Raw genomic sequence first — 15,726 nt, 5'->3', positions numbered from 1 at the left:
CGACGTTCTAGGCAGGTTTTGGGCGGCTCGAAAATACGGGTTGAGCACCAGGCCCCGCTTGGCCCCGAATGGTTTCTAGGACTTTTGCAGCGGTGGCCGCATCATGGGGAGTCAGTCGCTCGAATTGATAGACACGGTAGACGCGGTTCTCTGGATTTGCAGCTCGATTATCGTAATGATAAAAACGTACAGTCTGGAAATTTTGGTCGCGATAAATCACGATTTCTTCGTTTTCTGGTACCGGAATCCGACTAATTTGGATTTGCCACAGGTGCTGCACAATGACAGCATGGGTCGGGGTCACAATGTAATGGGTCGCCTTGAGGGAAGAACGCACAACCTTCGGCATGACAACGAGAAAGGTAAAGGCGATCGCCAAACTTAATCCCAAAAAAATAAGCCAAATTCCGAGAGCTTCCCCGATTTCATCCCAATTTGCAAGCCCAATTAACAAAAAGAAGCCAAATGCAAATAGGCCGAAATAGCCAAAAGCTTGAATGATTTTCAGACTCCAGGGCGATGATCCGACCGCCTGGGGCATGCCTTGCCAGAGAATTTTTTCTTGGGGTTCTAAAAAAATCGAAAGATCATAAATATTGCTCATTATCGTTAGTTTCTTTCACTCTTACCCCCATAGTTATAGCGAAACTTAATTCTATAAAATCTAAAATAGAGACATTTACACTACCGAGTAAGAAAATTCTTATGAAACTATCGGTTCAGACTATCTTGGTTTTGATGGGCTTGGTTGGTTGTACGGGCACAGCGCAGATGCAAAATGGTGCTCTGACAGGAACTGTGGAACGAGTCTGGGAGGATGGATTCAGGATCAACACAGGCGATCGCACGATCAGGGTCGATTCTTGGAGTATATGTGGTGACAATACCAGGCAGAATGTCTCAGTTGGTGACGAGCTCACGATAGAAGGAGAATTCAGTGGTGGCGAGTTTGACGCCTCAGCCATTACAAACGTGAATGATGAAAATATTTGCTCAACAGCCTCTAGCTAAAATCTCAATTGTCCTTAGCTGAAGATGCCAACAGTTGGAAATTTCCCAAAAAAAAGCAAGCAAAAACCCCCACCATCTCTGGTAGGGGCCTCTGCCAATCATTACTTATTCAGTTTTACTGTCAAAGCAATCATCTTTTTTTCAACTAAGCGACTCAATCGGTTATTAACCGTTGATTGCAGGTGCTTGCAGTGCTACAGGAGCTTGCTCGCCAGCTGCTAAGTCTAAGGGGAAGTTGTGAGCATTACGCTCGTGCATTACTTCAAAACCGAGGTTGGCACGGTTCAGAATGTCAGCCCAGGTGTTGATTACACGACCTTGAGAATCAAGGATGGACTGGTTGAAGTTGAAACCGTTCAGGTTGAATGCCATGGTAGATACACCAAGGGCAGTGAACCAGATACCTACTACAGGCCATGCACCCAAGAAGAAGTGCAAGGAACGAGAGTTGTTGAAAGATGCATATTGGAAGATCAAACGACCGAAGTAGCCGTGAGCTGCAACGATGTTGTAAGTTTCTTCCTCTTGACCGAACTTGTAACCGTAGTTCTGAGATTCGGTTTCAGTGGTCTCACGTACCAAAGAAGAGGTTACGAGAGAACCGTGCATTGCGGAGAACAAAGAACCACCGAATACACCAGCCACACCAAGCATGTGGAAGGGGTGCATCAGGATGTTGTGCTCTGCCTGGAATACGATCATGAAGTTGAACGTACCAGAGATACCCAAAGGCATACCATCAGAGAAGGAACCTTGACCGATGGGGTAGATCAGGAATACTGCAGTTGCTGCTGCTACGGGAGCAGAGAATGCAACACAGATCCAGGGACGCATACCGAGGCGGTAAGAAAGTTCCCACTCACGACCCATGTAGCAGAATACGCCGATGAGGAAGTGGAAAATCACCAACTGGTAAGGGCCACCGTTGTACAACCACTCATCGAGGGAAGCTGCTTCCCAGATGGGGTAGAAGTGGAGACCAATTGCGTTAGAAGAAGGTACAACTGCGCCAGAGACGATGTTGTTACCGTAAAGGAGAGAACCTGCTACGGGCTCACGGATACCGTCGATGTCAACGGGAGGAGCTGCGATGAACGCAATGATGAAGCAGGTGGTTGCAGTGAGAAGGGTAGGAATCATCAGGACGCCGAACCAACCGACATAGATGCGGTTCTCGGTGCTGGTGATCCACTGACAAAACTTCTCCCACAAGGAAGCGCTGCCGCGCTGTTGTAGTGTAGTAGTCATGTGTTTATGATTGCTATGAAATTATCAAGGTGCTTAACCTTAGTAGCTATATTAGTGAAACTATTGCTTTTTGTAAAGTGTTTTAAGGAAATGTTTTGATTTGCGGAGAGGCCATGCTGGATCTGTCAAGGGTTGATCGCCCGATAGTGGGAGGCGATAGTCATGAAAACGCTGTTATTACCTACAGTCCAGCCTTTACGTTGGTGCCAACTTACGAATGTTTCAATCGCTGTTCATATTGCAATTTTCGCGTTGACCCAGGTCAAGATCGTTGGTTGACCCTAACGACCGCCCAAGCTCACCTGGAAAACCTCCGGGGGCAGGGAGTCCGAGAAATTTTGATTTTGAGTGGAGAGGTGCACCCAGCTTCAGCGCGGCGATCGCCTTTAATCCGGCTAATTTACGATCTGTGTCAGTTGGCCTTAGATTACGGTTTTATTCCACACACCAATGCTGGCCCCCTGAGTTGGGCAGAAATGGAATTATTCAGGGATGTAAATGGTTCCATAGGGCTGATGTTAGAACAGATGCGTTCGGATCTCCCTGTGCATCGCCACGCCCCCAGTAAAGATCCCCAAGTGCGATCGCAGCAATTGGTTTGGGCCGGACAGCTACAAATTCCGTTTACAACAGGTCTTCTATTGGGCATCGGGGAAACCCCCCAGGATTGGCAAGATACATTAGAGGCGATCGCCAAAATTCAGGATCAATATGGTCACATCCAAGAAGTGATCTTGCAGCCCCACCGTCCTGGTCAAACTCAGGATTATTTAGGTGAAGCCTTTTTGCCGGAGCAACTACCAGAGGTCATCCAATTGGCCCGCGACATCTTACCATCGGAGATCGCAATTCAAATTCCGCCTAATCTTGTAGCCGATCCCCAATGGCTCTTAAGTTGTCTCCAGGCTGGGGCAAGGGATCTTGGCGGCCTCGTCCCCAAGGATGAAGTCAACCCCGACTATCCTCATCTCCACCTCGATCAACTGCAACTCCTGCTCGCGGATCAAGGTTGGCAATTACAACCCAGGCTCGCCGTTTATCCGGCCTATGATGCGTGGCTGGCTCCCCAGGTTAAACAGGTCGTTGAACGCCATCGCAAGGAATTAACGGCTCCCAAAACCTTGCCTGAGAAAATTCAGTCTGAAGCACGTTGAGGCCAGGGAATCGTTGAGATTTTAGCTAGTTCTTGGGCTACCTGGGCCGCCCCAAACTGATTGAGATGGCTCGGATCTGAAAACCACTCATAGCGACCCTGCCACGCTTGTTGATGGACAAAATCAACGAAATCAAGCTTGTCTCGGTTCGCTAATTGGCGAAAATACTGCCGAAACTGCCGTTCATAGTCCAAACGTACCGGATCGAGGTAATAATCCGTCAGAGGTTGATTTAAAAAAACCAGGTGAATTTGGTGGGAGTCAAGATGACTCAAAAGCTCCAGAAAGGTTTCATGTTGCGTACCCCGGAGGTTAAACGCCGCATAATCCCCGTCATAATTTCCTGTTACCTGGGTGTGGTTTTGGTAGTAGGTTTTTGGTATAAAACGGCGATCGAGGGGCAAAAAACCATCTAAATTAAAACCTTGAGCCTGCTGACCTGATTCAGCAGCAGCCATTGGGGAGGCTGCCTCTGCGGTAGAAGTCCAAGTGTGTAGTGGCGCTAATGTTTGGGCAAAAAGACGTTCTTTAAGGAGTTGTCGCTGATCGTAGACCTGGGAAGCTGTACCCAGCCATTGGGCAGCAATTTGTTCTAAATCAGGAAAAACAAAAGTGGGGGTTTGACGTTTAGGGAGATCCTGAGACAACAGTTGGGAGAATGTACCGGCTTCAAGGGCTCGGAACCCTGGGGAACGGGTCATCAGTTTGTAGGTTAAATCCTGCCGACCGCTATTAAACGCCCGGGCGCCATCGGCAAGGATAATTAACCGGGGCAGTTGCTCCGGAGGGAGAATTTGCCGCAGCAGGAGATCAAAAATCTGGACAGTGGCACCATTGATCCCGAAATTGAAAATATCCAGGGGCGGATGGCCTTTTTCGGTGAGGGCCGTTTGCAAGGCCAAAGGATCAAGACCACGCAGGGCACGGGAACTACCAATAATGAGAACGTCAGGCACACCATTTTTGGCGATCCGCTCTTGGTAGAGGGCGAGTTTTTCGTCTAGGAGCGGATTGTCAAAGGAAGGATAGGGGCTAGTCAATGGTGGGGCGATCGCCTTTGGGGCTGTGGTTTGCCAATTGGTGTTGAAGAGCTGGGCATCTAAGACTTCTGAGCGGGTTGCCGGATCAGTTTGAGACATGGACACAGATTGAGGGGGGGCCAGCTCCCGCCGGAGCCATTGGCCGGCCAACCAATCGGTTTGGGCGGTGACGACAATGCCTCCAATTAGCCAGAAGCAAGCAACTCGCCACCGCCGCTCCAAGGAAAAGGCTCCTTGGTCAAGCCCCCCTTGGTGTAAAACAAGACCACTGTTATCCGGTGCTGGCTGCCAGAGGCGACTGCGCTGGAGGAGATTACGGGCACCCTGGTTTAAACGTTCTAGGGGAGAGGGACTGGGGACAGTTTCAACGGGGGCAAAGGTCGGTTCCGTTGCTGTCTGTGATGATGTACTGACTGGGGTAACGGTATTGAATTTTAGTGATTGTTGCCAGAGGGCTTTGCTTTGACCCGAACGGCGTCCATAGACCTTCAGACGAGTAAAGGGGTGGGGTTCTAAACCCCGAAAAAGCGCCGCGATCGCCTTGAGCGTTGCCATTTGGGGCGGACAGGCGATCGCCTCCGTCATGATGTAGAGGGTGTCATCTTTTTGACGGAGGGTGATATGGATGCCGCCGGTGGCTAAACGTCTTGTTAGATCAGGATTCAGGCAGCGCTGGAGCAAAAACCGCCAAGCCTCTAAATCCCCCTGTTGGGCCAACTGTTGGGGAGAATCATGGTGTGCCCCTTGATCACCGCCCGGCAACTGCCATTCACTGTGCCAGAGTTCGTCATTTTGGGGGGCTGATTTCGCCCGGATAATGGCGCGATGCAACCCCTGGGGCGCTAGGGTATCGAGAATAGCTTGAATAGTCTTGAGAATACGGGGCTGGGCTAGGGAAATATTTGGCGCTAGGAGGCACTCAAGGGACAGCACAGTATCGGTCACTTGCGCCCGAATTGTCAGGGGGTGAGATTGGAATGCCTGGGTCAAGATCTGGGCGATCGCCTCAGGATCTCCCCATTGGCCCCACTGCCGCAACATGACATCTGGGGGCGTCAGATCAACCCATAGCAACCATTCTGGTTTTTCTTCCCCACGAATTTGACAGCGAATTGCCCCATCGCGAAAGCCTTTGATTTCTAATTCCCGGAGCCGTTGCACGAGGGATTCTGTTAGTAAGCCATAGTCAGGGCTGTAGTCGCATTCACAGGTGATCCAAAGACGCTGCTGCCCTTGGTGGGGGGCTGTATTCGCTAGGGTCTGGGTTTCAACCTGAATACTAATCCCCAACTGACTGAGATTTTGACTTAAATATTGGGCGATCGCCTGGGGATAACCGAGGCGGGCCTGGTTTTTTCGATTGAGCTGAAACGTCCCTTGGGTCGGCGATGTGGGCGATTGTTCCAGGGGAATCAAACTTAACCAGAGGCTTTTTTTCTCCTGGCGGAGGCGTCCATAGACAATAAGACGGTGAATGGTGACAGTAGGATTTGGCTCTAGGAGTTGTACAGGGGGCGGTTGACGGCGCATGCTCCGTAAAATCGCTTGGGTAATCTCTTCTTTTTCCGTGGGGCAACTGGTTTCACAAAGGATATGGAGCGTATTTCCCCGCAGTCGCACCCGCAACCGTGAATACCCTCCCAGGGGCACCGCCTGACGAATGGCATCCTGGAGCCAGGGTGCCAGATGAAAATGAAGATCTGTGGAGGTTGCAGTTGTCACAGTGGCAAAGGGGCGTTTTTGGGTTGGCCGAGTGGGGACAATTCACTCCCTAAGATATACGAAAGTCCCCGGAATTGTTCTCGCATAAATAGGCTAGTAGGATAGGGATGGTCTGTCGTGTCTATCGCCCTATGAAAGTTCAGTTCCCTGTTCCTCCTAATCTCCTCGTTGGGCTATTGGCCCCAGCCTATCTTTTGACCCACCGTTGGGGGGAAGATTTCGCCCAGACCTTAATGCAGGCAGGGATTTGGAGTGAAGAAATTTTCCGAGGCGATCGCCTCCCTTCTCTACCCTTTCCCGATGTTGAGCAGTCCGATTCGCCTGAGCCTTCCCCTTAACCGCTAAAAGGCGATCTCCCGTTCCGTGTTCCACCGCACTACCCCGATCGAACCTTAGCCCTTACAATCATCAAGATCTTCTTTCACAGCAGACAGCCCATTTTCCTAGCCCCAAACGTCTAAGTACCATGAACCAAGTCATGCATCCCCCCAGTGCCGAAGCTGAACTTTTGTCCACTTCCCAATCTCTCCTCCGGCAACGCCTCACGCTGGTTGAAGACATTTGGCAGGCGGTGTTGCAGAAAGAATGTGGTCAAAAACTCGTTGAACGGCTCAATCATCTCCGGGCAACCCGGGCCGCCGATGGCCAAAGCTTAAATTTCTCTCCCAGTAATATTTCTGAACTGATCGAAACCCTAGATCTAGAAGACGCAATCCGGGCAGCGCGGGCCTTTGCCCTTTATTTCCAGTTAATTAATAGCGTCGAGCAACATTACGAACAGCGCGAACAACAACAATTTCGTCGGAACCTCGCCTCTGCCAATGCCAACGAAGCCAATGGCAACAGCGTCCACACAGAAATTGCCCCCACCCAAGCCGGTACCTTTGATTGGCTGTTTCCCCATCTCAAGCAGCAAAATATGCCGCCCCAGACGATCCAGCGTCTTCTCAATCAGTTGGATATTCGCCTGGTGTTTACGGCCCACCCCACGGAGATTGTGCGTCATACGATTCGCAATAAACAGCGGCGGATTGCGGGAATCCTGCGCCAACTAGATCAAACCGAAGAAGGGCTTAAAAGCTTGGGGACGAGCGATTCTTGGGAAATCGAAAATATTCAACAGCAACTTACCGAAGAAATTCGGCTCTGGTGGCGCACCGATGAACTGCACCAATTTAAACCCCAGGTGTTAGACGAGGTGGACTATGCCTTGCATTACTTTGAGGAAGTTCTGTTTGACACCCTACCGGAATTATCGGTACGACTCCAACAGGCCCTAAAGGCATCTTTCCCGACCCTCAAGGTGCCCACCACCAATTTTTGCAATTTTGGCTCTTGGGTTGGGGGCGATCGCGATGGCAACCCCTCCGTGACCCCTGATGTGACCTGGAAGACAGCCTGCTACCAGCGGGGTTTGGTGCTAGAGCGTTACGTTGCCTCGGTGGAATCCCTTTCGGATGTGTTGAGCTTATCGCTGCATTGGAGTAATGTGCTGCCGGATCTGCTGGATTCGTTGGAGCAAGATCAAAATATTTTCCCCGACATTTACGAAACCCTGGCAATTCGCTACCGCCAAGAACCCTATCGCCTCAAATTGGCCTACATTAAGCGGCGCTTAGAAAATACCCTAGAACGCAACCGCCGTTTGGCGAATATGCCCGCCTGGGAAAATAAGGTAGAAGCCGCCGATGAAAAAGTTTATCTCTGTGGACAGGAGTTTCTCGCTGACCTGAAACTAATCCGTGAAAGCCTGGTGCAAACGGAAATCAACTGTGCGGCCCTAGACAAGCTTATTTGCCAGGTAGAGATTTTTGGCTTTGTACTTACCCGCCTTGATTTTCGCCAAGAATCCACTAGACATTCCGATGCGATCGCCGAAATTGTGGACTACCTGGGGGTATTACCGAAATCCTACAACGACCTCAGCGACGCAGAGAAAACCGCTTGGCTGGTGCAGGAACTCAAAACCCGCCGTCCTCTGATTCCGAAGGAAATGCACTTTTCGGAAAAAACCATTGAGACGATCCAAACCCTCCAAGTACTGCACCGCCTCCAACAGGAATTTGGTATCGGCATTTGCCAGACCTACATCATCAGTATGACCAACGAAGTCAGTGATGTCTTAGAAGTGCTGCTTTTGGCCCAGGAAGCGGGTTTGTATGACCCCCTCACAGGGCTGACCACCATCCGCATTGCGCCCCTTTTTGAGACGGTGGATGACCTGCGCAACGCCCCGGAAATCATGCAGGCGTTGTTTGAAATTCCCCTCTATCGCGCTTGTTTGGCTGGTGGCTACGAACCCCCCGCCGATGGACGCTGTGATGAAACCTTTGGCGATCGCCTGGTGCCCAATCTCCAGGAAATTATGCTCGGCTATTCCGACAGCAACAAAGATTCCGGCTTCCTCAGTAGTAATTGGGAAATTCACAAAGCCCAGAAAAATCTCCAGCAAGTAGCTGATCCCTACGGCATTGACCTCCGCATTTTCCACGGTCGGGGCGGTTCCGTTGGTCGGGGGGGTGGCCCTGCCTATGCCGCAATTTTGGCCCAACCGCCGAACACCATTAATGGCCGGATTAAAATCACCGAACAGGGGGAAGTGCTGGCCTCCAAATATTCCCTCCCAGACTTGGCTTTATATCACCTCGAAAGCGTTTCTACAGCGGTGATTCAATCGAGTTTGTTGGCCAGTGGTTTTGATGATATTCAGCCCTGGAACCGGATTATGGAAGACCTCTCCCAGCGATCGCGGGCGGCTTACCGGGCGTTAATTTACGAAGAACCAGACTTCCTCGACTTTTTCATGTCCGTGACGCCGATTCCGGAAATTAGCCAACTCCAAATCAGTTCCCGCCCGGCCCGTCGTAAAAAGGGCAATAAAGATTTGAGTAGTCTCCGGGCAATCCCCTGGGTCTTTAGCTGGACCCAAAGTCGTTTCTTGGTTCCCGCTTGGTATGGCGTGGGCACGGCACTCCAGGGCTTTTTTGAAGAAGATCCCGTCGAGAACCTGAAGTTAATGCGCTATTTCTACAGCAAATGGCCCTTTTTCCGGATGGTGATCTCGAAGGTGGAAATGACCCTCTCCAAGGTGGACTTACAGATGGCGAGCCATTATGTCCATGAACTGGCGGAAAAAGAAGATATTCCCCGGTTTGAACGGCTACTGGAGCAGATTTCCCAGGAATACAACCTCACGAAGCGGTTAATCCTCGAAATCACAGAAAATGAAGCGCTCCTCGATGGCGATCGCCCTTTGCAACGTTCTGTCCAACTGAGAAATGGCACCATTGTCCCCCTCGGTTTCCTGCAAGTCTCGCTCCTCAAACGATTAAGGCAATACACCAGGGAAACCCAGGCCAGTATCGTCCACTTCCGCTACAGCAAAGAAGAACTCCTGCGGGGTGCCCTTTTAACCATCAATGGCATCGCTGCCGGCATGCGCAATACCGGTTGATCTCAAACAGATCCGTCAGATACCAAAAAGGGGTTTACCACGGTAAACCCCTTCAGCTTTAGAGAAAGTGAAAAGTGATTTAGAAAACCTGTTCTACTTCTGCAATTTCCGGAATATTTTCCCGTAAACGCCGTTCGATGCCCATCCGTAGGGTCATGGTTGAACTGGGGCAAGACCCACAAGCGCCCTGGAGACGCAGTTTAACCACGGGGCCATCAATCTCTACCAACTCAACGTTGCCACCGTCGGCTTTGAGGTAGGGACGCAATTCATCAAGGGTTGCTTCGACGTTTTCGGTCGTGAGTGCTAATGCCATAATTTTTTTGGTGAACGAAGGGATCGCCTTCTATTATAAAGTTTCCGTTTTATTCCTTTGCAAAGAAAATGCTCTCCAGTAGACTTTGAGGCGATAATGTTGGCGATCTCAGAGGGATCCGCTACGTGGCGCGCCTGTCGTTGGTTCCACCCAACAGTTGCCCCTAGAACAACAACGGTAGTAGGGTAATTAATTATGCCAAGTCCAAACGACCTTAACCTAATTGACGAAACCTTGGGTGAACAGCCGCTTCAGGAAAGCACCCCAGACGGAGCAGTGACGGCAGACTCGATGCTCACAATGCTTGCTGCTGCCGATAAAAACCAACGCATGATCGCCGCCCGCTACTTTTGTGACCACCGTGATGAGCGAGCCGTAAATCCCCTCATTGAGCTGCTCCAGGGAGACGTTTGTCCCCTCACCCGTGTGAGTGCTGCCTATGCCCTTGGTCGTAATGCCTCAGCAACAGCGGTACCCGCTTTAATTGATGTGCTCGATCAGGATTGGAATGGCTATGTGCGCAAGGGGGTTGTTTGGGCTTTGGGGAACTGTGGCGATCGCCGCTCCGTTGATCCGTTAATACACGCCCTCCAAAATGACATTTCCGCTGTCCGTCTGTGGGCCGCCAGTAGTCTCGCCCAGGTGGCCAAACTCCAGTACGAAGATATTTCCCGGGCGATTCCGCCCCTCATTCGGGGGTTACGTCGCGATAAAATGGCCGCCGTCCGCAGTAACTGCGCCTGGTCGTTGGGGCAACTTTGTCGTGAAATGCCCTCCAACGTGATCTACGCCACCGCCGTCGATGCCCTGATTGAAGCCCTCGTTGAAGATGAGGATGTCGGCGTCAAAGAAGACGCCCGGGCCGCGCTGCTACGCATTGGGGATCCCAATGGCCTGCAAATGATCGAAGCGTTAGAATTTGAAGGTTTGATTTAAAAAAACTTTACAAACCTTGCAGTCAAAATTTTCTATGGATCGACCCCTCACAGTAGGTATCAGTGGTGCATCGGGGCTTATCTATGCGGTGCGGACACTTAAATATTTACTTGAAGCCAACTTTACCGTGGATGTCGTCGCCTCAAAAGCATCCTTTATGGTGTGGCAAGCGGAGAACCAGATCACCATGCCCGCAGATCCCGATCACCAGGCTACTTTTTGGCGTGACCAAGCAGGGGTCCCCGAAAAAGGTACTTTACGCTGTCACCGTTGGGGCGATGTGGGGGCAGGGATTGCTAGTGGTTCCTACCGTACGAGAGGAATGCTGGTGATTCCCTGCAGCATGAGCACCGTCGCCAAAATTGCCAATGGTCTCAGTTCTGATCTCCTCGAACGGGCCGCCGATGTCTCCATCAAAGAAGGTCGCAAGGTGGTGATTGTGCCGAGGGAAACGCCCTTTAGTTTGATCCATTTGCGAAATTTAACTCAACTGGCTGAGGTCGGTGTCAAGATTGTCCCGGCGATTCCGGCCTGGTATCACCAACCGCAAACCATTAATGATTTAGTAGATTTTGTTGTTGCCAGGGCCTTGGATCAGTTTGAGATTGACTGTATCCCTCTGAAACGCTGGAAGGAAGACACAGCCAGTCAAAAATTAGAGCCATGATCTACCCTGGGAATTGTTTATCCTTAGCGGAGTATCTGTCCCCATGAACACTCGACTGAAGCTGCTGATGACGGCCCTATGGTGGAGTGCCTTGCCCTTGGTGGGTTGTTCATCTCAGTCCGTTTCAATGCCCAATGGAACCCCAGAAACGGTTGCTTTAATGAGTCCCCAGGTTGAGGATTTAGCGGTGGACGCCGTGACGGTGACGCCAATTGTTGAAGGTTTAGAACATCCTTGGGGGGTCGCTTGGCTACCCAATGGGGATATGTTGATCACGGAGCGACCGGGACGGTTGCGCCTCGTGCGGGATGGGGTCTTGGAACCAGAGGCGATCGCCGGGGTTGCAGAAGTCTCTGCAGCTGAGGCCCAACAACTGTTTGCGTCCCGGCAGGGGGGCTTATTAGACATTGCGCTTCATCCAGACTTTGCGCAAAATAACTGGGTTTACTTTACCTATGCTTTCGGTACCCAAGATGCAAACCGCACAAGGGTCGCCCGGGCTAAATTTGACGGAGAAAAGTTAACCGATTGGGAAGTGATTTTCCAGGTGGCACGTACTAAACAAGGGGGACAGCATTTCGGCTCCCGACTGACTTGGCTCCCGGATCAAACCTTACTGATTTCCATTGGTGACGGTGGGAATCCGCCCCTAGAACAGGATGGGGAGTTTATCCGGAACCAAGCCCAAAACCTTGATAGTCACCTGGGGAAGGTAATCCGCATTAACGATGATGGCTCAATTCCTGACGATAATCCCTTTGTAGATGAACCAGGAGCGTTACCGGAAATTTGGAGTTACGGCCACCGCAATATCCAAGGATTGGCCTTCGATCCCATCACCCAGCGGGTTTGGGCGACGGAACATGGTTCTAGGGGTGGTGATGAGGTGAATTTGATCCAGGGAGATGCGAATTATGGTTGGCCCCAGGTTTCTTTTAGTGCGGAATATGCAACAGGGCGACCCGTGGCCCCCGCAACGACAGCCCCAGGAATTACGGATCCCCAGCGGGTTTGGACACCTTCGATCGCCCCTTCTGGGTTGGCGATTTATACAGGCGATCGCCTTTCAGATTGGCAGGGAGATTTATTTGCAGGGGGCTTGGTTTCCCGGGATATTCACCGTTTAGAGGTCAATGAACAGGGAAATGTGATCGCCGAGTCACGGATTCCCATTGGCCAACGGGTGCGGGATGTGCGCCAGGGCCCCGATGGTTACCTCTATGTTTTAACGGATGCAAATTCGGGTCAACTGTTGCGTCTAGCACCCCAGGGTGAAGATTCATAGAAAAACTCCCTTAAGATAAGAGATGCATTATTCGTTTTGAGTCGCCTCCCCCATGTCTTTTGTCGGTCTCCATATCCACAGTGATTACAGTTTGCTCGATGGCGCTTCCCAGATTAAGCCGCTCATTAAACGGGCCGAAGAACTGAAGATGCCGGCGATCGCCTTAACAGATCATGGAGTCATGTACGGGGCGATTGAACTACTCAAAACCTGTCGCAATAAGCGGATCAAGCCGATCATTGGCAACGAAATGTACGTGATCAACGGCGACATCGAAGACAAAACCCAACGCTTTAAGAAGTACCATCAGGTTGTTCTGGCGAAAAATACCCAGGGCTACAAAAACCTGGTGAAACTGACCACCATCTCCCACCTCAAGGGCTTTCAAGGTAAAGGTATTTTCGCGCGCCCCTGCATTAATAAAGAACTCATTGAGCAGCACCACGAAGGGCTGATTATGACCAGTGCCTGCCTCGGTGGGGAAGTGCCCCAATGTATCCTCAAGGGGGAATACCAGCGGGCGAAGGAAGTGGCACAGTGGTACAAAAATATTTTTGGCGATGACTATTACCTCGAAATCCAAGACCACGGCTCCCAGGAAGACCGCATTGTTAATGTGGAGATCGTCAAAATTGCCCAGGCGCTCGACATTAAAATCATCGCCACCAACGACTCCCACTTCATTTCCTGCTACGACGTAGAGGCCCATGATGCCCTCCTATGCATCCAAACCGCAAAATTAATCACCGAAGATAAGCGCCTCCGCTACAGCGGCACCGAATATCTCAAATCCGCCGACGAGATGCGTAAACTCTTCCGCGACCACCTCGACCCAGAAATCATCGACCAGGCGATCGCCAATACCCTCGAAGTTGCTGCCAAGGTCGAACCCTACAAAATCCTGGGGGAACCCCGTATTCCCGATTACCCCGTCCCCGAGGGCCATACCGCTGACAGTTACCTCGAAGCAGTCACCTGGGACGGACTCCTCAAACGCCTCAAATGCAAAACCCAGGCCGAAGTCGATCCCACCTACAAAGAACGCCTCGAATACGAACTGCAAATGATGCAGCAGATGGGATTTTCCACTTACTTTCTCGTGGTGTGGGACTACGTGAAATATGCTCGGGACAATGATATTCCCGTTGGGCCGGGGCGGGGTTCTGCGGCCGGTTCCCTTGTCGCCTATTCCCTCGGCATTACAAATATCGACCCGATTCACCACAGCCTGCTGTTTGAGCGTTTCCTTAATCCCGAACGAAAATCTATGCCTGACGTTGATACGGATTTCTGCATCGAGCGGCGGGACGAAATGATCAAATACGTCACCGAAAAATATGGCGAAGATCGGGTGGCACAAATTATTACCTTTAACCGCATGACCTCCAAAGCTGTGCTCAAGGACGTGGCGCGGGTGCTGGATATTCCCTATGGGGAAGCGGACATGATGGCAAAAATGATCCCCGTGGCTCGGGGCAAACCGGCAAAACTCAAGGTGATGATCTCCGACGAGACGCCAGAACCAGAATTTAAACGTCGCTATGAAACGGATCCCCAGGTGCGCCGTTGGGTCGATATGGCGATCCGCATCGAGGGCACAAACAAAACCTTTGGCGTCCATGCAGCGGGGGTGGTGATTTCTTCCACGCCCCTAGATGAAGCAGTACCGCTCCAGCGCAACAATGAAGGGGCAGTGATTACCCAGTACTACATGGAAGATGTGGAGGCGATGGGGCTGCTGAAAATGGATTTTCTCGGCCTAAAAAACCTCACCACGATCAAAAAAGCGGCGGATTTGATCAAAGAATATCGCCACGTGGAACTGGATCTCGATCAGTTGCCCCTCGACGAACGCAAGGCCCTAGAAATTATCAGTAAAGGCCATACGAAAAAGTTACCGGGTGATATTGATAAAACCCATGATCTGTTTGGTCGAGGTGATCTAGAGGGAATCTTCCAGCTAGAATCCGACGGCATGAAAAAAATTGTCCAGGATTTGCGCCCCTCCGGCATTGAGGATATTTCCTCTGTCCTCGCCCTTTACCGACCTGGCCCCTTGGATGCGGGGTTAATTCCGATTTTTATCAACCGCAAACATGGCGTCGAAAAAATCGAATATCAGCATGAGCTTTTGCAGTCGATTTTGAATGAAACCTATGGGGTGTTGGTTTATCAGGAACAGATTATGAAAATGGCCCAGGATTTGGCGGGCTATTCCCTTGGGGAAGCGGATTTGCTGCGGCGGGCGATGGGAAAAAAGAAAATTGACGAAATGAAAAAACACGAGGCCAAGTTTGTGGAGGGGGCGGCGGCCAATGGGGTTTCGGAGGCGATCGCCAGGGATTTATTTGATCAGATGGTGAAGTTTGCGGAATATTGCCTCGCCGGGGATACACCTGTCGTCACCGTGGAATATGGGGTGCTGCCGATTCAAACCATCGTGGAGCAGGAATTGCTCTGCCATGTGTACAGTGTTGATGCTCAAGGATTAATTTACACCCAACCCATTGAACAGTGGCACAAGCGGGGCGATCGCCTTTTGTACGAATACGAACTGGAAAATGGTCAAATTATTCGGGCAACCCCCGATCACAAATTCCTGACAACCACAGGGGAAATGCGGCCGATTGACGAAATTTTTGCGAAAAACTTAAGCTTGGCCGAATATGCCTTACCCAAAGGGCCACAACCTGAATATATCGCGTCTCCGTATGCAACAGTGAGCTAAAGAAACTTTCTTTTTCATACTATTTAATTTAATAATTTTTGGGATTTTTGTGCATGCCTGATCACTTCAAAGAACAAAAACAGTTATTCGCCAAGTATGAGCGTTGTTCCAGCATCGAGCAACAAATTATGCAGGTCATGGCGGTGATTTATAGTTTGACGAATC

Annotated in this window: 11 protein-coding genes; 7 read left to right on the top strand and 4 right to left on the bottom strand. The window is 50.9% G+C overall.

Features of this window, described 5'->3' with window-relative positions:
* Positions 1-7: 7 nt before the first annotated feature.
* Entirely contained in the window at positions 8-604 is a 597-nt protein-coding gene (locus AWQ21_RS07205) for a hypothetical protein (RefSeq protein WP_065713944.1), read from the bottom strand.
* 572 nt (positions 605-1,176) lie between these two features.
* The gene (gene psbA, locus AWQ21_RS07195) at positions 1,177-2,259 is read right to left on the bottom strand and encodes a photosystem II q(b) protein (protein WP_012307032.1); all 1,083 of its coding nucleotides are present in this window, start codon (positions 2,257-2,259) and stop codon (positions 1,177-1,179) included.
* Positions 2,260-2,372: 113 nt separating this feature from the next.
* On the opposite strand from psbA, the gene cofG reads away from it, so the two are divergent.
* Positions 2,373-3,413 carry a 7,8-didemethyl-8-hydroxy-5-deazariboflavin synthase subunit CofG gene (cofG, locus tag AWQ21_RS07190; RefSeq protein WP_065713942.1) on the top strand — a complete coding sequence of 347 codons (1,041 nt, stop codon included), beginning with the start codon at positions 2,373-2,375 and terminating at the stop codon, positions 3,411-3,413.
* Here the strand turns inward: cofG and AWQ21_RS07185 are convergent.
* Positions 3,395-6,175, bottom strand: a complete 2,781-nt coding sequence (locus tag AWQ21_RS07185; RefSeq protein WP_065713941.1) for an SGNH/GDSL hydrolase family protein — start codon at positions 6,173-6,175, stop codon at positions 3,395-3,397. The two genes, cofG and AWQ21_RS07185, sit on opposite strands and share 19 nt — an antisense overlap.
* A gap of 131 nt (positions 6,176-6,306) precedes the next feature.
* Here AWQ21_RS07185 and AWQ21_RS07180 point away from each other — a divergent pair, with 131 nt between their 5' ends.
* Both AWQ21_RS07180 and ppc read left to right on the top strand, forming a co-directional pair.
* Positions 6,307-6,513, top strand: coding sequence for a hypothetical protein (locus AWQ21_RS07180; RefSeq protein WP_232315102.1), 207 nt, complete (start codon positions 6,307-6,309; stop codon positions 6,511-6,513).
* Between the two features lie 128 nt (positions 6,514-6,641).
* On the top strand, positions 6,642-9,629 hold the full coding sequence (gene ppc, locus AWQ21_RS07175) for a phosphoenolpyruvate carboxylase (RefSeq protein WP_065713939.1): 2,988 nt from the start codon (positions 6,642-6,644) through the stop codon (positions 9,627-9,629).
* 79 nt (positions 9,630-9,708) lie between these two features.
* On the opposite strand, the gene AWQ21_RS07170 is transcribed toward ppc, so the two are convergent.
* Positions 9,709-9,945: a NifU family protein gene (locus tag AWQ21_RS07170; protein WP_012307027.1), complete on the bottom strand. Its 237-nt coding sequence runs from the start codon at positions 9,943-9,945 to the stop codon at positions 9,709-9,711.
* Between the two features lie 195 nt (positions 9,946-10,140).
* Between AWQ21_RS07170 and AWQ21_RS07165 the strand changes: the two genes are divergently transcribed.
* From AWQ21_RS07165 to AWQ21_RS07150, 4 genes are all read left to right on the top strand, one after another.
* Positions 10,141-10,881 (top strand): HEAT repeat domain-containing protein, encoded by a 741-nt coding sequence (locus AWQ21_RS07165; protein ID WP_065713938.1) that lies wholly within the window; start codon positions 10,141-10,143, stop codon positions 10,879-10,881.
* Between the two features lie 34 nt (positions 10,882-10,915).
* Positions 10,916-11,548, top strand: a complete 633-nt coding sequence (locus tag AWQ21_RS07160) for a flavin prenyltransferase UbiX (protein ID WP_065713937.1) — start codon at positions 10,916-10,918, stop codon at positions 11,546-11,548.
* 160 nt (positions 11,549-11,708) lie between these two features.
* Positions 11,709-12,833 (top strand): PQQ-dependent sugar dehydrogenase, encoded by a 1,125-nt coding sequence (locus AWQ21_RS07155; protein ID WP_315862261.1) that lies wholly within the window; start codon positions 11,709-11,711, stop codon positions 12,831-12,833.
* Positions 12,834-12,885: 52 nt separating this feature from the next.
* The gene (locus AWQ21_RS07150) at positions 12,886-15,561 is read left to right on the top strand and encodes a trans-splicing intein-formed DNA polymerase III subunit alpha N-terminal partner DnaE-N (protein ID WP_065713935.1); all 2,676 of its coding nucleotides are present in this window, start codon (positions 12,886-12,888) and stop codon (positions 15,559-15,561) included.
* Positions 15,562-15,726: the final 165 nt, after the last annotated feature.

This window comes from Picosynechococcus sp. PCC 7003, from assembly GCF_001693255.1.
GTDB lineage: Bacteria > Cyanobacteriota > Cyanobacteriia > Cyanobacteriales > MRBY01 > MRBY01.
The sequence above is the reverse complement of the archived record's forward strand: the minus strand, read 5'-3'. Positions and strand labels throughout refer to the sequence as shown.

Bases quoted from the DNA above. Each gene is read 5' to 3' on its own strand.
- AWQ21_RS07205 (WP_065713944.1), bottom strand. From the start codon at position 604: ATGAGCAATATTTATGATCTTTCGATTTTTTTAGAACCCCAAGAAAAA.
- psbA (WP_012307032.1), bottom strand. From the start codon at position 2,259: ATGACTACTACACTACAACAGCGCGGCAGCGCTTCCTTGTGGGAGAAG.
- cofG (WP_065713942.1), top strand. From the start codon at position 2,373: ATGCTGGATCTGTCAAGGGTTGATCGCCCGATAGTGGGAGGCGATAGT.
- AWQ21_RS07180 (WP_232315102.1), top strand. From the start codon at position 6,307: ATGAAAGTTCAGTTCCCTGTTCCTCCTAATCTCCTCGTTGGGCTATTG.
- ppc (WP_065713939.1), top strand. From the start codon at position 6,642: ATGAACCAAGTCATGCATCCCCCCAGTGCCGAAGCTGAACTTTTGTCC.
- AWQ21_RS07170 (WP_012307027.1), bottom strand. From the start codon at position 9,945: ATGGCATTAGCACTCACGACCGAAAACGTCGAAGCAACCCTTGATGAA.
- AWQ21_RS07165 (WP_065713938.1), top strand. From the start codon at position 10,141: ATGCCAAGTCCAAACGACCTTAACCTAATTGACGAAACCTTGGGTGAA.
- AWQ21_RS07160 (WP_065713937.1), top strand. From the start codon at position 10,916: ATGGATCGACCCCTCACAGTAGGTATCAGTGGTGCATCGGGGCTTATC.
- AWQ21_RS07155 (WP_315862261.1), top strand. From the start codon at position 11,709: ATGAGTCCCCAGGTTGAGGATTTAGCGGTGGACGCCGTGACGGTGACG.
- AWQ21_RS07150 (WP_065713935.1), top strand. From the start codon at position 12,886: ATGTCTTTTGTCGGTCTCCATATCCACAGTGATTACAGTTTGCTCGAT.